Raw genomic sequence first — 21,690 nt, forward strand, 5'->3', positions numbered from 1 at the left:
CGCTCTTCCTTTTACTACGACCTGCGAGAGGTGATGATGAATCTTACCAGTATTCCTGCGTTGCAGGACAACTACATCTGGGCACTGACGGATGATCAAGGTAAATGCCTGATTGTCGATCCCGGCGAAGCCCAACCGGTGTTAGAAAAAATGGCGTCCAACGGCTGGGAGCCGGTCGCCATCCTGCTGACTCACCACCATAACGATCATACCGGTGGAGTGAAAACCCTGTGTGAGCATTTCCCGCAACTGGAGGTGTACGGCCCTCAGGAAACCGAGGCCAAAGGAGCCAGAACGATCGTCAGCGAAGGGGATAAAGTCACGGTTCTGGGGCTGACTTTCGACGTGATCCACACTCCTGGTCACACTTTAGGACATATCTCATATTACAGTGCGCCTTATCTTTTCTGCGGCGACACCCTCTTTTCGGGTGGCTGTGGACGCCTTTTTGAGGGCACAGCAGAGCAAATGTATGATTCGTTTCAAAAGCTTAATCAGCTACCAGGAGAAACCTTAGTCTGTTGCGCGCATGAATATACTTTATCCAATTTGAAGTTTGCTGCGGCTATTCTGCCTCATGACCCGCAAATAATGGCCGAATATCAGAAAATTAAGGACTTACGCGCTGAAAATGGCATTAGTCTGCCTGTAAAACTGGCGCACGAACGGTCAATTAATTTATTTCTCCGTTCGCAAGACGTTGATTTACAACGCGCTTTAAACGTTAATGTTTCTGATGAACCGCTATGGCATACATTTGCTGTTCTACGCGAGAAGAAAGACGCTTTTTGATTTTTCGGGTTGTGTTGTGAAAATTCGTCACGTATAGTTGCTCGTCTTTTAAGCGAACTATTGACACACATATGAAGGCTAAAGCGATATTACTCGCCTCAGTCTTGCTGGTGGGATGTCAGGCGTCCAGGAACGATGCCAATATTCCCGAACAGCATGCACAGAGTCTGTCTTCAGCTGGTCAAGGTGAAAATGGAAAGTACGGAGACGAGTTTTTGTCGCCGCGATGGCAGGAAGATGGAACTGGCCTCGCAGCAGACGCAGATCTCTGGAGTTTCATTAGTGACGAGTTGAAGATGGGGATTCCGGAAAACCCGGCAATCCGCGAACAAAAAAGAAAATTTTTAAAAAATAAGAGCTATCTCCACGATGTAACATTACGGGCAGAGCCGTACATGTACTGGATAGTCGAGCAGATACAGAAACGTAAAATGCCGATGGAACTGGTACTGCTACCCATAGTGGAGAGCGCTTTTGACCCCCGGGCAACGTCATCCGCCAATGCCGCTGGCATCTGGCAGATTGTTGCAGCTACGGGTCGAAACTATGGTTTGAAACAAAACCAGTATTACGATGGGCGACGTGATGTGGTCGCATCCACGAAAGTTGCGCTGGATATGATGCAGCGTCTTAACACTATGTTTGACGGTGACTGGTTATTAACCATCGCCGCCTATAACAGTGGTGAAGGACGTGTGCTTAAAGCGATTAAGCAGAACAAGGCGCGCGGTAAGCCGACTGACTTCTGGCATTTATCGCTGCCACGCGAAACAACCGTGTATGTGCCTAAAATGTTAGCTCTGAGTGAACTGCTCAAAAATAACAAGCGTTACGGTATCAAACTGCCGACACCTAATGAAAGTCGTGCTCTGGCGCGAGTGGAAGTGGGTCAGCAGATACAGCTGACGCAGGCTGCCGAAATGGCAGGTATGTCGCTCACGAAACTGAAGAGCTTCAATACCGGCTACAAAGGCGGTGCAACAGCGCCAAACGGCCCGCACTATATTATGGTGCCGAAGTCGAACGTCGCTAAACTGCGTAACTCACTGGCTTCCGGTGACATCGCAGCAGTACAGCCGACGCAGCTTGCAAAAGCCAGCGCGAGTGGCGGGTATAAAGTGCGACGTGGGGATACGCTTTCTGGTATCGCCGCTAAACTTGGCGTCAGCGTCTCGACACTGAAGCAGGAAAACAACCTGCGCGGTGCTGATATCCGACCGGGTCAGACTCTGACTATCGGTTCGAATGGCACCCGACTGGCTGATAACGGCAACAGCATCACCTACCGTGTTCGTAAGGGTGATTCTCTTGACAGTATTGCCCGTCATCACGGCGTCAATATTAAAGACGTGATGCGCTGGAACAGTGTGCTGGACAATGCGAAAGATATTCAACCCGGCGATAACTTAACGCTGTTTGTGAATAATAACGCAACCCCTGATACCTGATACGTTGAAAAGGCTGGCAATTGTCAGCCTTTTTCTTTTATGCATCTGCCGCCGTTTACGCATCCCTTCCCTATCCTTCTGCTGGCAGCCTTAATGTCTCTTACTAACGTCCTGAACTGAACTCCACCAGTAGCGGATTATGGTCGGACGCGCGCGTGACCAGTACGGATGCTTCGCTCACTCTGAGATCGCGATAGAAGACGAAATCCAGCGGGCGGCCAAACGCTTTACGACGATGGTCGGCAGTAAACATGACTTCTTCCAGTTTCATCCGCTGTGCAAACCGGTAGAGCGCATTGATGCGCTGACGGCTCCATGCATTAAAATCACCGGCCATAATTACCGGTCCCTGGTGGTGCATAATCTGCTCACCAATAGGTCCCAGCTGTTTACTGTAAACGTCCACACCGAGGCTGAAGTTAACCGCATGGATGTTGACGACCATCAGCATATCACCGGCCGGCAGAGGGTAAGCCGTGACCAGTGCCGATTTTGACAGCCTCAGCAGAGGTTCTCGCTCACGTAACGGACAACAATAGACCGGGTGCGCAGAGGCAAGTGTCATCACTCCAGAGGGGTGCTGAGGCAGCACAAAGGCGGGCACCTGATCGGCAGCCAGATAGTTACTGGTCGCAAACTCCACCAGTTCAGGTGTGGTCTGCGCCTCCTGCAGTAATACAAGATGTGCATCCTTACCAAATCCTTCCAGTACTGACATCCAATCTGCGCGTTGCTGCTTAAAGATGTTCCATACCAGGACCTTGAGATTTGGATGCGCAGGCAACGGGGCGCCGGGAGGCAGTGCCTGACCGAGATGGAGCATCGCGCCAGGTGGAAAGATCTGTTCCACTGGTTGTCCTGCTACATATCGCATTGCATAAGTTTTTTTGCGCACTTTCCCGCCTGGCTGATGATTCAAAAATACAGTTAACACCTGTCTGTTATAGGGATTCTAGACCGGGGTTTCAATGGATGCAGGTGAATGTCGGAATTCATCACGCATTTCCAGCATAAAGCAGCCCTTTTACGCTCGCTAAGCAAATCGAGGCAGATCGGGAGGCGATGTTGTCTTTATCATCATTGAGCCCTGTCAGTGGGCAGACAATTAATCAGCTCTGTCTTTGGGTAAGGATATTAGCCGTCTTTCGGACTTTATGATCGATTGTGAAGTGGCGGAGGGAGCACCGTTGCAGTCACTACGTCTGCCGGTCGGGATGCGCCTTAATGCGGTTGACTGCTACGACACTGGGGTGAGCCAGCCTGTGTGCGGGCTTTTATCGTTTTCTTACTGAGTGGACAGCTGAGCAGCGACAGCGTATGTGAACGCTTAAGAGGCTGGCATTGTCGGCGTTTAACCGAACACATTCGTAATGGTGGAATCGACAACGGGATTATTGCTTTATGTTCAGATTATCAGTTGTCGTTAACATGATCCTGCAGATCGATGGGAATCAGTGCGCGAACTTCCCGGGCTGATTTGGCTGCAATGGAAAAAGCCCTGACCGTTAAGTCAGGGCTTTCCAATTAAGTGGCGGAACGGACGGGGCTCGAACCCGCGACCCCCTGCGTGACAGGCAGGTATTCTAACCAACTGAACTACCGCTCCACCGATTCTTTCACGGTTCTCAGCAACCGGCTGAGAACCGTCTGTTCCTGTTGCTTTCCTTGTCAGGGGAAAAGGAACGAATTTAATGCCTGGCAGTTCCCTACTCTCGCATGGGGAGACCCCACACTACCATCGGCGCTACGGCGTTTCACTTCTGAGTTCGGCATGGGGTCAGGTGGGACCACCGCGCTAAAGCCGCCAGGCAAATTCTTTGTGCACGAAACGAATCTTTTACGTCATGACCGCGTTGCCATCGCTCAGCCACACCGGTCACATACTTCAGTATGCTCCCGCTGATGTCTTCGCTCTGCGCCTCGTCACGCCGCAAAATCTTTCGTTTCCGCAAATTATTATCCGGTACAGGCTGAAAATTGTGTCTCTCAAAAACGCCTCTGGCGTTGTAAGGTTAAGCCTCACGGGTCATTAGTACCGGTTAGCTCAACGCATCGCTGCGCTTACACACCCGGCCTATCAACGTCGTAGTCTTCAACGTCCCTTCAGGACTCTCAAGGAGTCAGGGAGAACTCATCTCGGGGCAAGTTTCGTGCTTAGATGCTTTCAGCACTTATCTTTTCCGCACTTAGCTACCGGGCAATGCCATTGGCATGACAACCCGAACACCAGTGGTGCGTTCACTCCGGTCCTCTCGTACTAGGAGCAACCCCCCTCAATTCTCCAGCGCCCACGGCAGATAGGGACCGAACTGTCTCACGACGTTCTAAACCCAGCTCGCGTACCACTTTAAACGGCGAACAGCCGTACCCTTGGGACCTACTTCAGCCCCAGATGTGATGAGCCGACATCGAGGTGCCAAACACCGCCGTCGATATGAACTCTTGGGCGGTATCAGCCTGTTATCCCCGGAGTACCTTTTATCCGTTGAGCGATGGCCCTTCCATTCAGAACCACCGGATCACTATGACCTGCTTTCGCACCTGCTCGAGCCGTCACTCTCGCAGTCAAGCCAGCTTATGCCATTGCACTAACCTCACGATGTCCGACCGTGATTAGCTGACCTTCGTGCTCCTCCGTTACTCTTTAGGAGGAGACCGCCCCAGTCAAACTACCCACCAGACACTGTCCGCAGCCCGGATCACGGGCCTACGTTAGAACATCAAACATTAAAGGGTGGTATTTCAAGGTTGGCTCCACGCGAACTGGCGTCCGCGCTTCAAAGCCTCCCACCTATCCTACACATCAAGGCTCAATGTTCAGTGTCAAGCTGTAGTAAAGGTTCACGGGGTCTTTCCGTCTTGCCGCGGGTACACTGCATCTTCACAGCGAGTTCAATTTCACTGAGTCTCGGGTGGAGACAGCCTGGCCATCATTACGCCATTCGTGCAGGTCGGAACTTACCCGACAAGGAATTTCGCTACCTTAGGACCGTTATAGTTACGGCCGCCGTTTACCGGGGCTTCGATCAAGAGCTTCTCCTTACGGATAACCCCATCAATTAACCTTCCGGCACCGGGCAGGCGTCACACCGTATACGTCCACTTTCGTGTTTGCACAGTGCTGTGTTTAATAAACAGTTGCAGCCAGCTGGTATCTTCGACTGGCTTCGGCTCGGGGAGCAAGTCCCTCCACCTACGCGCCAGCGTGCCTTCTCCCGAAGTTACGGCACCATTTTGCCTAGTTCCTTCACCCGAGTTCTCTCAAGCGCCTTGGTATTCTCTACCTGACCACCTGTGTCGGTTTGGGGTACGATTCTGTGTTACCTGATGCTTAGAGGCTTTTCCTGGAAGCTGGGCATTTATCACTTCAGCACCGTAGTGCCTCGTCGTCACGCCTCAGCGTTAATAAGGGACCGGATTTACCTTGGACCCTCCGCCTACACGCTTAAACCGGGACAACCGTCGCCCGGCTGATATAGCCTTCTCCGTCCCCCCCTTCGCAGTAACACCGAGTACAGGAATATTAACCTGTTTCCCATCGACTACGCCTTTCGGCCTCGCCTTAGGGGTCGACTCACCCTGCTCCGATTAACGTTGAACAGGAACCCTTGGTCTTCCGGCGAGCGGGCTTTTCACCCGCTTTATCGTTACTTATGTCAGCATTCGCACTTCTGATACCTCCAGCATGCCTCACAGCACACCTTCGACGGCTTACAGAACGCTCCCCTACCCAACAACACATAGTGTCGCTGCCGCAGCTTCGGTGCATGGTTTAGCCCCGTTACATCTTCCGCGCAGGCCGACTCGACCAGTGAGCTATTACGCTTTCTTTAAATGATGGCTGCTTCTAAGCCAACATCCTGGCTGTCTGTGCCTTCCCACATCGTTTCCCACTTAACCATGACTTTGGGACCTTAGCTGGCGGTCTGGGTTGTTTCCCTCTTCACGACGGACGTTAGCACCCGCCGTGTGTCTCCCGTGATAACATTCTCCGGTATTCGCAGTTTGCATCGGGTTGGTAAGCCGGGATGGCCCCCTAGCCGAAACAGTGCTCTACCCCCGGAGATGAGTTCACGAGGCGCTACCTAAATAGCTTTCGGGGAGAACCAGCTATCTCCCGGTTTGATTGGCCTTTCACCCCCAGCCACAGGTCATCCGCTAATTTTTCAACATTAGTCGGTTCGGTCCTCCAGTTAGTGTTACCCAACCTTCAACCTGCCCATGGCTAGATCACCGGGTTTCGGGTCTATACCCTGCAACTTAACGCCCAGTTAAGACTCGGTTTCCCTGCGGCTCCCCTATACGGTTAACCTTGCTACAGAATATAAGTCGCTGACCCATTATACAAAGGTACGCAGTCACCCCCATAAAGAAGGCTCCCACTGCTTGTACGTACACGGTTTCAGGTTCTGTTTCACTCCCCTCGCCGGGGTTCTTTTTCGCCTTTCCCTCACGGTACTGGTTCACTATCGGTCAGTCAGGAGTATTTAGCCTTGGAGGATGGTCCCCCCATATTCAGACAGGATACCACGTGTCCCGCCTTACTCATCGAGCTCACAGCACGTGTGCTTTTGTGTACGGGAGTATCACCCTGTACCCTGCGACTTTCCAGACGCTTCCACTAACACACATGCTGATTCAGGCTCTGGGCTGCTCCCCGTTCGCTCGCCGCTACTGGGGGAATCTCGGTTGATTTCTTTTCCTCAGGGGTACTTAGATGTTTCAGTTCCCCGGTTCGCCTTGCAGCACTATGTATTCATGCTGCAATGATGCACAGAGTGCACCGGGTTTCCCCATTCGGACATCGACGGCTGTAGCGGTTCATATCACCTTACCGTCGCTTTACGCAGATTAGCACGTCCTTCATCGCCTCTGACTGCCTGGGCATCCACCGTGTACGCTTAGTCGCTTAACCTCACAACCCACAGGCGTTTTTACAACGCTGCGAGCTGCAAGCATTTGAGAGACTCGAACGTGTCGCGCTTTTCATTCTTATTACGGAGAATGAAAACGACACGTCGTTTCAATTTTTCAGCTTGTTCCGGATTGTTAAAGAGCAAATATCTCAAACGCGCCACGGCTGCTTACGCAACCAGAACGGTTTTGAGATACTGTATGGAGACACCTTTCACCTGTCACCAAGCAGGTGGCGTCCCCTAGGGGATTCGAACCCCTGTTGCCGCCGTGAAAGGGCGGAGTCCTAACCGCTAGACGAAGGGGACACGATAGTGTCACGACTTCGCAGCCGTCCTGCTCATTACTTTTTTTATCAGACAATCTGTGTGGACACTGCGCGGGAAGGTATCTTCAGGTAAGGAGGTGATCCAACCGCAGGTTCCCCTACGGTTACCTTGTTACGACTTCACCCCAGTCATGAATCACAAAGTGGTAAGCGCCCTCCCGAAGGTTAAGCTACCTACTTCTTTTGCAACCCACTCCCATGGTGTGACGGGCGGTGTGTACAAGGCCCGGGAACGTATTCACCGTGGCATTCTGATCCACGATTACTAGCGATTCCGACTTCACGGAGTCGAGTTGCAGACTCCGATCCGGACTACGACGCACTTTGTGAGGTCCGCTTGCTCTCGCGAGGTCGCTTCTCTTTGTATGCGCCATTGTAGCACGTGTGTAGCCCTACTCGTAAGGGCCATGATGACTTGACGTCATCCCCACCTTCCTCCGGTTTATCACCGGCAGTCTCCTTTGAGTTCCCGCCATCACGCGCTGGCAACAAAGGATAAGGGTTGCGCTCGTTGCGGGACTTAACCCAACATTTCACAACACGAGCTGACGACAGCCATGCAGCACCTGTCTCAGAGTTCCCGAAGGCACCAAAGCATCTCTGCTAAGTTCTCTGGATGTCAAGAGTAGGTAAGGTTCTTCGCGTTGCATCGAATTAAACCACATGCTCCACCGCTTGTGCGGGCCCCCGTCAATTCATTTGAGTTTTAACCTTGCGGCCGTACTCCCGAGGCGGTCGACTTAACGCGTTAGCTCCGGAAGCCACTCCTCAAGGGAACAACCTCCAAGTCGACATCGTTTACGGCGTGGACTACCGAGGTATCTAATCCTGTTTGCTCCCCACGCTTTCGCACCTGAGCGTCAGTCTTTGTCCAGGGGCCGCCTTCGCCACCGGTATTCCTCCAGATCTCTACGCATTTCACCGCTACACCGGAATTCTACCCCCTCTACAAGACTCAAGCCTGCCAGTTTCAAATGCAGTTCCCGTGTTAAGCCCGGGGATTTCACATCTGACTTAACAGACCGCCTGCGTGCGCTTTACGCCCAGTAATTCCGATTAACGCTTGCACCCTCCGTATTACCGCGGCTGCTGGCACGGAGTTAGCCGGTGCTTCTTCTGCGGGTAACGTCAATCGATGCGGTTATTAACCACATCGCCTTCCTCCCCGCTGAAAGTACTTTACAACCCGAAGGCCTTCTTCATACACGCGGCATGGCTGCATCAGGCTTGCGCCCATTGTGCAATATTCCCCACTGCTGCCTCCCGTAGGAGTCTGGACCGTGTCTCAGTTCCAGTGTGGCTGGTCATCCTCTCAGACCAGCTAGGGATCGTCGCCTAGGTGGGCCATTACCCCGCCTACTAGCTAATCCCATCTGGGTTCATCCGATAGTGAGAGGCCTGAAGGTCCCCCTCTTTGGTCTTGCGACGTTATGCGGTATTAGCCACCGTTTCCAGTGGTTATCCCCCTCTATCGGGCAGATCCCCAGACATTACTCACCCGTCCGCCACTCGTCACCCAAGAGCAAGCTCTCTGTGCTACCGTCCGACTTGCATGTGTTAGGCCTGCCGCCAGCGTTCAATCTGAGCCATGATCAAACTCTTCAATTTAAGTTTGATTTGCTTAAACAAGTTAAGCGGTGCTCATCTGTAAAACGTCATAATGAATTTCATTATGTGTTCACTCGTGAGGCTTGATATTTTTTTACGTCCGGAGACGCTGATATCAATCCTGCGAGTGCCCACACAGATTGTCTGATAAATTGTTAAAGAGCAGTGCGAACAGTGCGTTAGCGTCCTGTCGCGAGGTGGCGTATATTACGCTTTCCTCCTGCAGAGTCAACCTCTATTTCAGAAGTTTTTCTCCGGCGGCGCAGTCTCCTGTGCCTGCTGACCCGTTTTCCGTTTCCGGTTTGCCGTGTCAGTGGAGGCGCATTATAGGGAACGGCTGAGATAGCGCAAGTGCAAATTACAACTTTTTCACTGTTCGCCTGAAATTTGCACAAAAGCGCCGTTTTAACCCTTTTTAATGCGTCCTGGCAGCTCTGCAAGGCTATTAATTACCCAATCTGCTGCGGCTTCACCTTCAGCGGTAATCGGTTTGCCACTGCGCACCAGCACTTTGGTGCCGACACCGGCAGCCTGCCCGGCCAGCATATCCTCCAGCTTGTCACCCACCATATAAGAAGCAGCCATATCAATGTGCAGCTCTTCCTGTGCCGTCAGCAGCATGCCTGGCTGCGGCTTACGGCAGTCACATTCCTGACGAAACGCTTCAACTGTTGCTTCAGGATGGTGAGGACAGAAATAGATGCCATCAAGATCAACGTCGCGATCGGCCAGCGACCAGTCCATCCACTCAGTCAGCCGCATAAAGGTATCTTCGGTAAACATACCGCGCGCGATACCAGACTGATTGGTCACAACCACCAGCGTATATCCCATTGCCTTCAGTTGTTGCAGCGCTTCAATGGTGCCGTCAATAAACTGGAAGTCATCAATCTCATGGACATAGCCATTATCGACATTAAGGGTGCCATCACGATCAAGAAAAATAGCGGGGACTTTATTCGCCACGTAGAAACTCCTGCTGTAAAAATTGCCGATCAGTATCGCATGATTGCTATAAAAGGGAGAATGTCAGATTGAATCACTTTCATTGATTTAGACGTCTGGATGCCTTAACATCCATCCAGCTTTTATAATGAACAAAAGCGACGAGGTTTCCCACACCACGGACAACGCAATACGATAATTAATAACATAATGATTAAACTTGAAAATATCACCAAAGTGTTTCAGCAAGGCTCGCGGACTATTCCGGCATTAACGGATGTGAGCCTGCATGTGCCTGCCGGACAGATTTATGGCGTTATCGGCGCTTCCGGTGCCGGTAAAAGTACACTGATTCGTTGCGTTAACCTGCTGGAGCGCCCAACCTCGGGCCGCGTACTGGTCGATGGGGCGGATTTAACCGCACTCAACGAACGCCAGTTAACCCAGGCGCGCCGCCAGATCGGCATGATCTTCCAGCATTTTAACCTGATGAACTCACGAACGGTTGCGGGCAATGTCTCTCTGCCACTGGAACTGGGTAATCTCTCGCGTGCGCAGATCAACGCTCGCGTCACTGAGTTGCTGGAACTGGTGGGATTATCCGATAAGCATGATGCCTGGCCCGCCAATCTGTCGGGCGGACAGAAGCAGCGCGTCGCGATTGCTCGTGCCCTGGCCAGTAATCCCAAGGTCCTGCTGTGTGATGAAGCGACCAGCGCACTGGATCCCGCGACCACACGTTCAATTCTGGAATTGCTTAAAGACATCAACCGCCGCCTGGGGCTGACGATTCTGCTGATTACCCATGAGATGGATGTGGTGAAACGCATCTGCGATCAGGTTGCGGTCATCAGTCACGGTGAGCTGATTGAGAAAGATAGTGTCAGCGAAGTCTTCTCTCATCCTAAAACGCCACTGGCGCAGCAGTTTATTCAGTCCACGCTGCATCTGGATATCCCGGATGACTATCAGCAGCGTCTTTCTGCCACCGCATCTGAAAATACCGTGCCGCTGCTGCGACTGGAATTCACCGGTAAATCGGTTGATGCGCCGCTGCTTTCCGAAGCGGCCCGCCGTTACAACGTGAATAACAACATTATCAGTGCGCAGATGGATTACGCCGGTGGCGTGAAGTTCGGCATTATGCTGGCAGAAATGCACGGCACAGAGAGCGATACCCGCGAGGCGATTGCCTGGCTGAAGGAGAATCATGTGAAAGTAGAGGTGTTAGGTTATGTCTGAAGCGATGATGTGGTTGCTGGGACGGGGCGTGTGGGAAACGCTGATGATGACCTTCGTCTCAGGTTTTTTCGGTTTTGTGCTGGGCCTGCCGGTCGGCGTTTTACTCTATGTGACCCGTCCAGGACAGATTCTTCAGAATCAGGGTCTTTATCGCGTGCTTTCCGCGCTGGTAAATATCTTCCGCTCGATTCCTTTCATTATCCTGCTGGTCTGGATGATTCCCTTTACCCGCGTGATCGTCGGCACCTCAATCGGACTGCAGGCGGCTATCGTGCCGTTGACCGTCGGTGCTGCGCCGTTTATTGCGCGTATGGTTGAAAACGCCTTACTGGAACTGCCAACCGGCCTGATTGAAGCGTCACGTGCCATGGGTGCCACGCCAATGCAGATCATCCGTAAAGTTCTGCTGCCGGAAGCGATGCCGGGCCTGGTGAACGCGGCGACCATCACGCTGATTACGCTGGTCGGTTACTCCGCCATGGGTGGCGCGGTGGGTGCCGGTGGCCTGGGCCAGATCGGTTATCAGTATGGTTATATCGGATATAACGCCACTGTGATGAATACGGTATTAGTGTTGTTAGTGGTTTTAGTGTATCTCATTCAATTCTGTGGCGACCGCATCGTGCATGCTGTGTCCCATAAGTAAGCAATATCACATTATTAAGAAGGAAAGGATATGTCTTTCAGATTCAAGAAAATTGCCGCTGTGGGTGCACTGATTGGCGCGATTGCGCTGGCAGGTTGCGATCAAAAAGAGAAAGACCCTAACCACATCAAAGTGGGCGTGATTGTCGGTGCTGAGCAGCAGGTTGCTGAAGCCGCGCAGAAAGTGGCTAAAGATAAGTATGGTCTGGACGTTGAGCTGGTCACTTTCAACGATTACGTTCTGCCGAATGAAGCGCTGAGCAAAGGCGATATCGACGTTAACGCCTTCCAGCACAAACCTTACCTTGATCAGCAGATCAAAGATCGTGGCTACAAGCTGGTTTCAGTGGGTAATTCTTTCGTCTACCCAATCGCGGGCTATTCGAAGAAGATCAAATCACTGGATGAGCTGCAGGATGGCGCGCAGGTTGCTATTCCAAACGATCCGACCAACCTGGGCCGTACACTGCTGCTGCTGCAGAAAGTCGGTCTGATCAAACTGAAAGATGGCGTGGGCTTGCTGCCAACCTCACTGGATATCACTGAGAACCCTAAGCATCTGAAAATTGTTGAGCTGGAAGCGCCGCAGCTGCCACGTTCACTGGACGATCAGCAGATTGCTCTGGCAGTGATCAACACCACTTACGCGAGCCAGATTGGCCTGACACCCGCGAAAGATGGCATTTTCGTCGAAGATAAAGATTCACCTTATGTGAACCTGATTGTCGCGCGTGAAGATAATAAAGATGCGGAAAACGTGAAGAAATTCGTTAAGGCTTACCAGTCTGACGAAGTTAACGCAGAAGCTAATAAAGTCTTTAACGGCGGCGCGGTTAAAGGCTGGTAATTCAGTCCGTGATCTCCCTAAGGGCGGCGCTATGCCGCCCTTTCTGCTATTGGGTGCCCTGCCCGACTTGTTATTTATTCTTGTCCTTGTTTCAATAACGCCACTTTTTGAAACCTGAGGATGTTGCCATGCGTTTTTTACCGCTCTGCTTGTTAGCATTGATGCTGACAGGGTGTGTTCATGAGTATCACCCGATAAGCAGCGCACCGTCCCGGCCGCAGCAATCCAGTGAACCGACCCATAAGCCTGTGGCACGACCCGCACCCGTTAAGCTCTATACCGATGCCGCCGATCTGGTCAGTAAGCCGTTCCGCGATCTGGGTGAAGTCTCCGCTGAAGATTGCCAGATGAGCAATCAGAACTCCCCGGCCAATATCGCTACAGCACGGAAACGTCTGCAGATCAAAGCATCACAGATGAAAGCCAATGCAGTGCTGCTGCATCAGTGTGAAATCGTTACCGGCACACCAGGCTGTTATCGCCAGGCGGTGTGTCAGGGTTCAGCGCTGAAAGTCAGCAATCAATGAGTGAATTCGCCTTTGCGCAAATTGGGGTAATTCGTTCGCCGTGGAAGGAGAAGTTTGCCGTACCGCGTCAGCCAGGCCTGGTGCAGGATGGCGGCGGCGAGCTTCATCTGCAGCCACCTTACAATCAGCCGGAAGCGGTACGTGGACTGGAAGCGTTCAGCCATCTCTGGCTGCTGTTTGTTTTCCATCAGACGATGGAAGGTGGCTGGCGTCCCACGGTTCGCCCTCCCCGTCTGGGCGGCAATGCGCGCATGGGTGTTTTCGCGACACGTTCCACGTTCCGTCCCAACCCCATTGGGATGTCGCTGGTTGAACTGAAAGGTGTCAGAATTGAGAAGCAGCAGGTGATTCTGCAGCTTGGCAGTCTGGACCTGGTCGATGGTACTCCGGTAGTGGATATCAAACCTTATCTGCCTTTTGCCGAAGCGCTGCCTCATGCCCAGGCAGGTTTTGCTCAGGCGGCCCCTGCGGCTGATATGCCGGTTCGCTTCTCCGCACTGGCCCAGCAGCAGCTTCAGCAGCAGTCGCGCTACCCCAATCTGGCACGCTTTATCCGTGAAGTGCTGGCACAGGATCCCCGTCCGGCTTATCGTCAGGGCGAAACGCAGGCGCGGGAATATGCGGCCTGGCTGATGGATTTTAATGTCCGCTGGCGCATTGATGATGCCGGTACTGAAGTGATCGCTATCGACCCGCGTTAAAACCCGCTTTTGAGGCGGTGATCTCACTGGTACACTAGCCGCCAGCAAAATTCTGTCTGTGACTTTCCGATCAACTGGAACCGTAATCAATGCGTACTACTCAATATCTGCTCTCTACTCAGAAAGAGACGCCTTCCGACGCTGAAGTGATCAGCCACCAGCTGATGCTGCGCGCCGGTATGATCCGCAAACTGGCTTCTGGCTTGTACACCTGGTTACCGACCGGGGTTCGCGTGCTGAAAAAAGTCGAAAACATCGTGCGTGAAGAGATGAACAACGCGGGCGCTGTTGAGATTTTAATGCCGGTTGTGCAGCCCGCCGACCTGTGGCAGGAGAGCGGTCGCTGGGAGGAGTATGGCCCGGAACTGTTACGTATTGCCGATCGCCACGAGCGTCCGTTCGTGCTGGGTCCGACGCATGAAGAGGTGGTCACTGACCTGATCCGCAACGAACTGAGCTCTTATAAGCAGTTGCCGCTCAACCTGTATCAGATTCAGACCAAATTCCGTGATGAAGTGCGTCCACGTTTTGGCGTGATGCGTTCACGTGAGTTCATCATGAAAGATGCTTACTCGTTCCATACGTCGCAGGCGTCGCTGCAGGAAACCTATGACGCGATGTACCGCGCCTATAGTCAGATCTTCAGCCGTATGGGACTGGATTTCCGTGCTGTGCAGGCCGATACCGGCTCTATCGGCGGCAGCGCATCACATGAGTTCCAGGTGCTGGCGCAGAGCGGTGAAGATGATGTGATTTTCTCTACCGATTCTGATTACGCCGCTAACATTGAGCTGGCCGAAGCCGTCGCACCGGCCGGTGAACGTGCCGCACCATCTCAGGAGATGCAGCTGGTCGAAACACCAGACGCAAAAACCATCGCGGAGCTGGTTGAGCAATTCAATGTGCCTGTTGAAAAGACAGTGAAAACGCTGATTGTTAAAGGTGCAGAAGAGAGCGGTCACGCGCTGGTTGCCCTGCTGGTTCGCGGCGATCATCAGCTGAATGAGATCAAAGCAGAGAAGTCAGCCATCGTTGCATCGCCGCTGGTGTTCGCGACGGAAGAAGAGATTCGCGCCGCAGTGGGTGCGGGTCCGGGTTCAATCGGGCCTGTGGGTCTGCAGATGCCGATCATTGCCGACCGTACCGTGGCGAAGATGAGCGATTTCAGCGCCGGTGCCAACGTCGATGGTAAACACTACTTCGGCATTAACTGGGAGCGCGATCTGCCGCTGGCCAGCGTTGCGGATATCCGTAATGTGGTCGAAGGCGATTTAAGCCCGGATGGCAAAGGCACGCTGCAGATTAAACGTGGTATTGAAGTCGGTCACATCTTCCAGCTTGGTACTAAGTATTCTGACGCGCTGAAAGCCTCCGTTCAGGGTGAAGATGGCCGTAATCAGGTGATGAGCATGGGCTGCTACGGCATCGGCATAACTCGCGTGGTGGCGGCAGCCATTGAGCAAAACCATGACGATCGTGGCATCATCTGGCCAGCCGCACTGGCACCGTTCGAGGTGGCGATTCTGCCGATGAATATGCAGAAATCGTTCCGTGTTAAAGAGCTGGCAGAAGAGTTATATGCCACGCTGCGTGCCAAAGGCGTTGAAGTTATCCTGGATGACCGCAAAGAGCGTCCGGGCGTGATGTTTGCCGATATGGAACTGATCGGGGTGCCACACACCATCGTCATCGGCGATCGCAATCTCGACAACCAGGAGATTGAATACAAATCACGTCGTGCCGGTGAGAAGCAGATGATTAAGCAGGATGAAATTGTTGAGTTCCTGCTGAAAGCGCTGAACAAGTAAATTGTGAAGGAAAGGTCAGATAACTCGCTTGTGTGGCCTCTAACAGCTTAAGAGTTTGCCCGGTTGCTGTAATTCCGTATCTGCTCAGGAAACAGGGTCAGATCGGAAAGACGCAAAAGCCGCCATCCATGGCATGCTCGGCCCGCGCGATTACGCACCTCATCCATGAGGTGCGCCCTGACCGGGCCAACGCATGGCGTTATTCAAAAACGCTCCCGGCGTTTTTGTCCATGGCGCGGGACGCTTTCCTCTTCTGACCCTGTTCCCTTCGCCATGCGCTTATTCGTTGCTGCCAGAGTCACGCTGAGCTGCCTGATCAGTACTCAAACGCCCCGCCTGCGGGGCGTTTTTTATTGCACCTTGCCGCGCATCGATTTCGTCGAACTGCGACGGGCTTTTCCTTCCAGACGACGCTCTTTCGAGGCGCGGGTCGGCCGCGTAGCGCGCCGGGCTTTTTCCACGGTACTCAGCTCCTGGATCAGATTGACCAGACGTTGCAGCGCCGCTTCACGATTCATCTCCTGACTGCGATACTCCTGCGCCTTGATCACCACCACGCCATCTCCGGTAATCAAATGATGACTGGCAGTGAGCAGCCGCTCTTTATAAAACGCGGGCAGCGAAGAAGCAGCAATATCAAAGCGCAGATGAATGGCCGTGCTGGCTTTGTTGACATGTTGTCCACCTGCGCCCTGAGCGCGGATAGCCGTCAGTTCGATCTCACTCTCCGGAATCTCAACCGAACGGGATAGCATAATCATCAGCTTGCTCCCCACACCTTAATCACGTTGACCTCCGATAACCTGTTCATCAAATTAACCTTTTGTGCTCTGATTCATTCCGTCCCAGACAGCGGAATCTGTCACTTTAGCAGTGATTCGCGCACTGTTCCTGCTTTACGCAGGCTGATTTCCTCTAAATGGCTATGATATAGTCGCCAGTTAACCAGAGTATCGACGCTCTGCTGAGGGGGGCCATGTGCAAAATTATTGTGAGTTAGTTCGCCGGAAATATGCCGAAATCGGCAGCGGAGACTTAGGTTACATTCCGGATGCGATTGGCTGCGCATTGAAGGCACTTAATGATATTGCCGCAAATACTGAGCTAAACTCTTCTGTCAGGGAACAGGCGGCCTACGCCGCTGCTAACTTATTGGTGAGCGACTATGTTGATAAATGAAGCGTACCAACCTATCAATTGTGATGACTACGATAATCTGGAACTCGCCTGCCAGAACACCTGGATGCTGTCGCTGGAAATGAAAGATGGCGAACAGCTCAAGGCAAAGGCCAAAGAGATTTTTTCACGCAAGAACGTGGAATATCTGGCTATCGATCTTTCCGGTGAACATCGCGAATTACGTCTCGACCATATTGCCAGCTTTACCCATCCCGAACTGGGTACGGTGGTTGTCAGCGCTGAGTAATAGACGCATCACGGGCGGGACCTTCCCGCCCTGTTAACCCTCAGGGCTGCAACGAACTGTAGTACGCCGCCAGATCAGCTATATCACCGTCACTCAATCCCGCTACAAATGCCTTCATCACCTCAGCCTGGCCGCCAGTGCGCTCGCCCTTTTTGTAGGCGTGCAAAGCCTGTTCCAGATAAGGTGCGTGCTGCCCGGCCAGATTGGGATAGAGGGGCACAGCCGCTTTACCTGCTGCACCATGGCAGGCCATGCAGCTCCCTGCTTTTTGTGCGCCGCGTTGCGCATCGCCCGCAGCCCACGCTGGTAATACGGCGCCCACTAAAAAGGCGATAAACCATTGCTTCATTATTGTTGTTCCCCTGCGCTGCATGCCCTGTCCCAGACTATCTGCCAGCCCTGTTGATCAACAGCTGCGCCAGCGTGGGTGACAAACAGATTCGGAACACAGATCAGCGTCTGGTTATAAAAGATTAACGGCAGCCGTTCTCGCTGCCACGGAGGTATCTGCAACTCCTGCCACAACTTTTTCATTTCCCTTCCACCCTGACGGCCCACCAGATGAACGTGACCCTGCGCATGAAAGCGTACGCTGACCTGCTCATCCGGCTGAGGATAACGCAACAGGCTCTGCGCCTGGCTGGCGTGTAACGTGCCGAGATTCTGTGGTAACACCAGCGGCTGGCTGAGATCGGGCCATGCCAGCTCGGTGGCACGCAGTGAACTGCGCAACGGCAGCCAGTAGAGCTGCTGACGGTAGCGGCGGAGTTCAGCCTGACCGAATCGCAGCTTCGGCTGCGCATCCTCCCGGCTCGCCATGACTTCATCGCGAATACGTTTCAGCGCTTCACGGGAGGGCATCCTGCCGCCCTGCCCGGCGATCCAGCGGCGCAATAACGCATTAGCACGCAACTCACTCATGACCATCAAGGGCGGAAAGTGCAGGCTGCCATCTGGCTGGATGAGCTCATTGAGTTGTCCGGTGAGCAGTTCATCCAGTAACTGCTCCTGCTCACTGCACAACGCCGCACTTCGGGCTGTCGCCTCAGCAAAATGGGGCCAGCGCTGGTAAAGCGCCGGCAGCAGCCGCTGACGAAGGAAGTTACGGTCGTAGCGAAGATCCTGATTACTTTCATCTTCGATCCACACCAGCTGATGGGTTCTGGCATAGGTTTCAAGCGACTGCCGCGACTGATTCAGCAGTGGACGCAGCAGCTGATGCGAACCCAGCGCACGCGCAGCAGGCATCGCCGCCAGCCCGGCCGGACCGCTGCCGCGCTTCAGCGCCAGCATAAAGGTTTCACACTGATCGTCGAGGTGCTGCGCGGTCAGTAACACTTCACCCGGCAACAATGCCGCACTGAGCGCCTGATAACGGGCGGTGCGGGCGGCGGCTTCAATGCCGTTTTCCCTGCCATCCACGGTAACGTGCAGTACCTCACATGGCAGTTGCCACTGCTCGCATACCGACAGGCAGTGCGCTGCCCAGCAATCGGCATTCGGGCTAAGCCCATGATGAACATGTAACGCCCGCAGATGGGATTCGGGATGCTGCTGCTGCCAGCCGCGAAGCTGATGCAGCAGCACGGTTGAATCGAGTCCGCCACTGAAGGCGACCACCAGCGCGGCATCAGGTTGCAACATGGCGTCAAAAGCGGGCAAAGGCATGGCAGAATCCAGAAAGTCGGGCCACTGAATGTCGCCCGCTGAGCGCGCTATTTTACGCCTGATAAAGCTCCAGCGGCAAACCATCCGGATCGGCAAAGAACGTACACTGTTTACCCGTCAGTTCATCGATGCGAATCGGCTCGCAGATTACGCCTTTACTGGCCAGCGTTGCGACAGCGACGGCCACATCCGGCACGGTAAAGGCCAGATGACGCAGGCCACACGCTTCGGGATGACTGACGCGCGCCGGCGGCTCAGGAAAAGAGAACAGCTCAATAGTGTAGCGATCCTCCAGGGCCAGGTCGCCTTTCCAGGAGTCGCGCGCTTCACGGTAATATTCGCCCATGAGACGAAAGCCCAGCACGTCACAATAGAACGCTTTGCTGCGCTGATAGTCGGAAGCGATGATGGCGATGTGGTGAATAGCGGTTAACTGCAACATGTTGAATATCCTGATTCGGGCAGGCTGTCCCCAGACACCCTGCCGCTATTAGTCGTTTAAAGATTTATGCCGGATCGTTTTTCAGCACGCGGACGCGATACTCGCCCTCTTCCGTCAGACTGGCACCGTGAATATCGGTCTCGAAGCCCGGATAATGCCGGCCGATACTGCACAGCATCAGCAGGAAATCGAGCACGGCACGGCTCTTCTCCGTAATCATCTCTCCTGGCATCACCAGTGGCACGCCTGGTGGATAAGGCAGAATCATGTTGGCCGACACCCGCCCGACCAGTTCGCTGAGATCCACCGTTTCGATGTTGCCCTTCACCTGTTGCTGAAACGCCTGATGCGGCGTCATCTTCATTTCGGGCAGGACATCAAATGCCTGCAGCATCAGTCGCGGCAGGTCATGATGACGGATCAGTTGATGAATCCCCTGCGCCAGCGTCTGAATGCGCATATTGCGATAGAAGTCGGGATCTTCAGCGTAGAGATCCGGCAGCATGTTCTTTACCCGCAGATTGAGATCGTAGGCGCGTTTGAACTCAGTCAGACCGCGCAGCACGCTCATCGCTTTGGTTTTGTCGATGCCAATACTGAAAAGGAACAGCAGGTTGTAGGGGCCGGTTTTCTCCACCACGATGCCGCGCTCATCAAGAAACTTCGCCACCAGCGCTGCCGGGATCCCCTCGTCTGCCATCTCTCCCAGCTCGCTCATTCCTGGCGTCAGGATAGTGACTTTGATCGGATCGAGGTACATATGATCGCGATCGGCCTGCGTAAATCCGTGCCAATCCTCGTCGCCGGGCTGGATCGCCCAGCATTGCGCTTCGTCGACCTGTTCCGGCTGCCAGATATCGAAAAACCAGCTGTCGGACTCTTCACGCAGGCGCTGAACCTCACGACGAAAGTGCAGCGCACGCTCAACCGAGCGATTGATCAGCCGCTTGCCGGGATTACCACGCAGCATTGCAGCAGCAGTTTCAATAGAGGAGACGATGGCGTAATTGGGCGACGTGGTGGTGTGCATCATATAGGCTTCGTTAAACGTCTGTTCGTCGTAGTCGCCTTTAATGTGAATCATGGATGCCTGCGAAAACGCCGCCAGCAGTTTATGGGTCGATTGCGTTTCATACACCACTTTGCCCGGGGTGCGCTCGCCACTCATACCACTTTTCCCGGCATAAATCGGATGGAAATTGGTGTAAGGCACCCAGGCTGAATCGAAGTGAATCGACGGCACATCCAGCGTCTCTTTAATGTACTGGGTGTTATAGAGCAGCCCATCGTAAGTGGAGTTGGTGATTACCGCATGAACCGGCCACGTGGCGCGATCGGTCGTCGCGACTTTCTGCGTAATGCTCTCGCGGGTGAATTCATGCTTTGGAATCCCGCCAAGAATCCCCAGTGCATTGCGGGTCGGCTTCAGCCAGATGGGGATCAGATCGCTCATCATCAGCAGATGCGTCAGTGACTTGTGGCAGTTGCGATCGATCAGCACGGTGCTGCCCGACGGTGCCGCATACATGCCGACAATTTTGTTCGACGTTGAGGTGCCGTTGGTCACCATGTAACTCTGTTCGGCACCAAAAGTGCGTGCGATATACTCTTCCGCTTCAAGATGTGGACCGGTGTGATCCAGCAGCGAACCCAGCTCGGTAACGGAAATTGAGATATCTGACTTCAGGGTATTGGCCCCGAAGAAATCATAAAACAGGCAGCCTACCGGGCTCTTCTGAAACGCGGTACCCGCCATATGGCCCGGCGTGCAGAAGGTGTACTTGCCCTCTTTCACATAGGTGAACAGCGCTTTAGTCAGCGGTGGCGTAATGTGGTCGAGATAGTCATCGGTATACTGCCGGATATGCAATGCAATATCGTCGGCGGCATTCAGCGCATATTCAAAAAAGTGCAGTGGCATGCGCATCTCATTGATGCTGATGTCCATCTGAGAGTGGGTGTTGATAAAGGCATACAGTGGCAGGTATTCGTTGAGCTGATTAATCTCACCGCACAGTTCCGGGCTGTTGTGCGCGTCCCAGTCGAAGATGACGCCGCTGATACGCGGATTGTGTTCGATCAGTTTCAGCAGATCGTCACTGTTTTTTGGGTAAAGCAGCTGGAAGCCTTGCAGATTTAACGCCGCGTCGAGTTCGCGTAACGGTTCATCTTTATAAAACACGCCGTGCGCGCCCATGATCGCCAGAATATTCAATGCCCATCTCCGTGATTGTTGTGCAACCGGACAAGCATAACCGCTAACCAGGGGAAGGTGTAGCAAGGGGACGATCAGATGAGGCTGAAAGGCATCAGGCAGCGTACCGCGTTAAACCCATGGCATAAAAAAAG

17 protein-coding genes, 2 tRNA genes and 3 rRNA genes are annotated in these 21,690 nt (G+C 53.4%); 10 read left to right on the forward strand and 12 right to left on the reverse strand.

Annotated elements, in window-relative coordinates; genetic code table 11:
* Positions 1-36: 36 nt before the first annotated feature.
* Both gloB and mltD read left to right on the forward strand, forming a co-directional pair.
* A complete protein-coding gene (gloB, locus tag EE896_RS15390) occupies positions 37-792 on the forward strand; it encodes a hydroxyacylglutathione hydrolase (RefSeq protein ID WP_003852545.1) in 756 nt (251 codons plus the stop codon).
* A 71-nt stretch (positions 793-863) separates the two neighbouring features.
* Positions 864-2,240: a murein transglycosylase D gene (mltD, locus tag EE896_RS15395; protein ID WP_033742950.1), complete on the forward strand. Its 1,377-nt coding sequence runs from the start codon at positions 864-866 to the stop codon at positions 2,238-2,240.
* Positions 2,241-2,343: 103 nt separating this feature from the next.
* Here the strand turns inward: mltD and EE896_RS15400 are convergent, their stop codons facing one another.
* The 7 genes from EE896_RS15400 to gmhB form a co-directional block, all read right to left on the reverse strand.
* Positions 2,344-3,135 (reverse strand): endonuclease/exonuclease/phosphatase family protein, encoded by a 792-nt coding sequence (locus EE896_RS15400; RefSeq protein ID WP_033762764.1) that lies wholly within the window; start codon positions 3,133-3,135, stop codon positions 2,344-2,346.
* A gap of 634 nt (positions 3,136-3,769) precedes the next feature.
* Positions 3,770-3,846, reverse strand: a tRNA-Asp gene (locus EE896_RS15405).
* A gap of 87 nt (positions 3,847-3,933) precedes the next feature.
* Positions 3,934-4,049, reverse strand: a 5S ribosomal RNA gene (gene rrf, locus EE896_RS15410).
* A gap of 199 nt (positions 4,050-4,248) precedes the next feature.
* Positions 4,249-7,155: ribosomal RNA gene (locus tag EE896_RS15415) — 23S ribosomal RNA — on the reverse strand.
* A 232-nt stretch (positions 7,156-7,387) separates the two neighbouring features.
* Positions 7,388-7,462 (reverse strand) — tRNA-Glu (locus tag EE896_RS15420).
* Positions 7,463-7,552: 90 nt separating this feature from the next.
* Positions 7,553-9,090, reverse strand: a 16S ribosomal RNA gene (locus tag EE896_RS15425).
* The 16S, 23S and 5S rRNA genes sit together here with 2 tRNA genes alongside, the layout of an rRNA operon.
* Positions 9,091-9,495: 405 nt before the next feature.
* The gene (gene gmhB, locus EE896_RS15430; RefSeq protein WP_140916412.1) at positions 9,496-10,056 is read right to left on the reverse strand and encodes a D-glycero-beta-D-manno-heptose 1,7-bisphosphate 7-phosphatase; all 561 of its coding nucleotides are present in this window, start codon (positions 10,054-10,056) and stop codon (positions 9,496-9,498) included.
* A gap of 189 nt (positions 10,057-10,245) precedes the next feature.
* Between gmhB and metN the strand changes: the two genes are divergently transcribed.
* The 6 genes from metN (at position 10,246) to proS (ending at position 15,805) form a co-directional block, all read left to right on the forward strand.
* The gene (gene metN, locus EE896_RS15435; protein WP_003852611.1) at positions 10,246-11,277 is read left to right on the forward strand and encodes a methionine ABC transporter ATP-binding protein MetN; all 1,032 of its coding nucleotides are present in this window, start codon (positions 10,246-10,248) and stop codon (positions 11,275-11,277) included.
* Complete coding sequence (locus EE896_RS15440; RefSeq protein ID WP_003852613.1) at positions 11,270-11,923, forward strand: methionine ABC transporter permease MetI; 654 nt, start codon at positions 11,270-11,272, stop codon at positions 11,921-11,923. Before metN ends, EE896_RS15440 begins: the two co-directional genes overlap by 8 nt.
* 30 nt (positions 11,924-11,953) lie before the next feature.
* The gene (locus EE896_RS15445) at positions 11,954-12,769 is read left to right on the forward strand and encodes a MetQ/NlpA family lipoprotein (protein WP_003852616.1); all 816 of its coding nucleotides are present in this window, start codon (positions 11,954-11,956) and stop codon (positions 12,767-12,769) included.
* Positions 12,770-12,897: 128 nt separating this feature from the next.
* Positions 12,898-13,296: an Rcs stress response system protein RcsF gene (gene rcsF, locus EE896_RS15450; protein WP_003852619.1), complete on the forward strand. Its 399-nt coding sequence runs from the start codon at positions 12,898-12,900 to the stop codon at positions 13,294-13,296.
* Positions 13,293-13,997 carry a tRNA (N6-threonylcarbamoyladenosine(37)-N6)-methyltransferase TrmO gene (gene tsaA, locus EE896_RS15455; RefSeq protein WP_003852620.1) on the forward strand — a complete coding sequence of 235 codons (705 nt, stop codon included), beginning with the start codon at positions 13,293-13,295 and terminating at the stop codon, positions 13,995-13,997. Before rcsF ends, tsaA begins: the two co-directional genes overlap by 4 nt.
* Before the next feature lie 89 nt (positions 13,998-14,086).
* Positions 14,087-15,805: a proline--tRNA ligase gene (proS, locus tag EE896_RS15460; protein WP_003852621.1), complete on the forward strand. Its 1,719-nt coding sequence runs from the start codon at positions 14,087-14,089 to the stop codon at positions 15,803-15,805.
* A gap of 350 nt (positions 15,806-16,155) precedes the next feature.
* Here the strand turns inward: proS and arfB are convergent, their stop codons facing one another.
* Positions 16,156-16,566, reverse strand: coding sequence for an alternative ribosome rescue aminoacyl-tRNA hydrolase ArfB (gene arfB / locus EE896_RS15465; RefSeq protein WP_003852622.1), 411 nt, complete (start codon positions 16,564-16,566; stop codon positions 16,156-16,158).
* A 217-nt stretch (positions 16,567-16,783) separates the two neighbouring features.
* Here arfB and EE896_RS15470 point away from each other — a divergent pair, with 217 nt between their 5' ends.
* Together EE896_RS15470 and rof are read left to right on the forward strand one after the other, a co-directional pair.
* The gene (locus EE896_RS15470; protein WP_003852623.1) at positions 16,784-16,984 is read left to right on the forward strand and encodes a YaeP family protein; all 201 of its coding nucleotides are present in this window, start codon (positions 16,784-16,786) and stop codon (positions 16,982-16,984) included.
* Complete coding sequence (gene rof, locus EE896_RS15475; protein WP_008925644.1) at positions 16,971-17,231, forward strand: Rho-binding antiterminator; 261 nt, start codon at positions 16,971-16,973, stop codon at positions 17,229-17,231. The genes EE896_RS15470 and rof overlap by 14 nt, the downstream gene beginning before the upstream one ends.
* A gap of 40 nt (positions 17,232-17,271) precedes the next feature.
* Here the strand turns inward: rof and EE896_RS15480 are convergent, their stop codons facing one another.
* From EE896_RS15480 to EE896_RS15495, 4 genes are all read right to left on the reverse strand, one after another.
* Entirely contained in the window at positions 17,272-17,580 is a 309-nt protein-coding gene (locus EE896_RS15480; RefSeq protein WP_105099580.1) for a c-type cytochrome, read from the reverse strand.
* Positions 17,580-18,899 (reverse strand): tRNA lysidine(34) synthetase TilS, encoded by a 1,320-nt coding sequence (gene tilS / locus EE896_RS15485; protein ID WP_140916410.1) that lies wholly within the window; start codon positions 18,897-18,899, stop codon positions 17,580-17,582. Before tilS ends, EE896_RS15480 begins: the two co-directional genes overlap by 1 nt.
* A gap of 52 nt (positions 18,900-18,951) precedes the next feature.
* A complete protein-coding gene (locus tag EE896_RS15490) occupies positions 18,952-19,341 on the reverse strand; it encodes a VOC family protein (protein ID WP_140916409.1) in 390 nt (129 codons plus the stop codon).
* A 64-nt stretch (positions 19,342-19,405) separates the two neighbouring features.
* Positions 19,406-21,556, reverse strand: coding sequence for a lysine decarboxylase LdcC (locus EE896_RS15495; protein WP_008925642.1), 2,151 nt, complete (start codon positions 21,554-21,556; stop codon positions 19,406-19,408).
* Between the last annotated feature and the right edge of the window lie 134 nt (positions 21,557-21,690).

The sequence above is a fragment of the Pantoea eucalypti genome, from assembly GCF_009646115.1.
GTDB classification, from domain to species: Bacteria; Pseudomonadota; Gammaproteobacteria; order Enterobacterales; family Enterobacteriaceae; genus Pantoea; species Pantoea eucalypti.

Excerpts from the sequence above, each read along its gene's own strand:
- EE896_RS15490 (WP_140916409.1), bottom strand. The coding sequence starts at position 19,341 with ATGTTGCAGTTAACCGCTATTCACCACATCGCCATCATCGCTTCCGAC.
- gloB (WP_003852545.1), top strand. The coding sequence starts at position 37 with ATGAATCTTACCAGTATTCCTGCGTTGCAGGACAACTACATCTGGGCA.
- EE896_RS15445 (WP_003852616.1), top strand. The coding sequence starts at position 11,954 with ATGTCTTTCAGATTCAAGAAAATTGCCGCTGTGGGTGCACTGATTGGC.
- arfB (WP_003852622.1), bottom strand. The coding sequence starts at position 16,566 with ATGATTATGCTATCCCGTTCGGTTGAGATTCCGGAGAGTGAGATCGAA.
- mltD (WP_033742950.1), top strand. The coding sequence starts at position 864 with ATGAAGGCTAAAGCGATATTACTCGCCTCAGTCTTGCTGGTGGGATGT.
- rof (WP_008925644.1), top strand. The coding sequence starts at position 16,971 with ATGTTGATAAATGAAGCGTACCAACCTATCAATTGTGATGACTACGAT.
- tilS (WP_140916410.1), bottom strand. The coding sequence starts at position 18,899 with ATGCCTTTGCCCGCTTTTGACGCCATGTTGCAACCTGATGCCGCGCTG.
- EE896_RS15480 (WP_105099580.1), bottom strand. The coding sequence starts at position 17,580 with ATGAAGCAATGGTTTATCGCCTTTTTAGTGGGCGCCGTATTACCAGCG.
- tsaA (WP_003852620.1), top strand. The coding sequence starts at position 13,293 with ATGAGTGAATTCGCCTTTGCGCAAATTGGGGTAATTCGTTCGCCGTGG.
- EE896_RS15440 (WP_003852613.1), top strand. The coding sequence starts at position 11,270 with ATGTCTGAAGCGATGATGTGGTTGCTGGGACGGGGCGTGTGGGAAACG.
- proS (WP_003852621.1), top strand. The coding sequence starts at position 14,087 with ATGCGTACTACTCAATATCTGCTCTCTACTCAGAAAGAGACGCCTTCC.
- metN (WP_003852611.1), top strand. The coding sequence starts at position 10,246 with ATGATTAAACTTGAAAATATCACCAAAGTGTTTCAGCAAGGCTCGCGG.
- rcsF (WP_003852619.1), top strand. The coding sequence starts at position 12,898 with ATGCGTTTTTTACCGCTCTGCTTGTTAGCATTGATGCTGACAGGGTGT.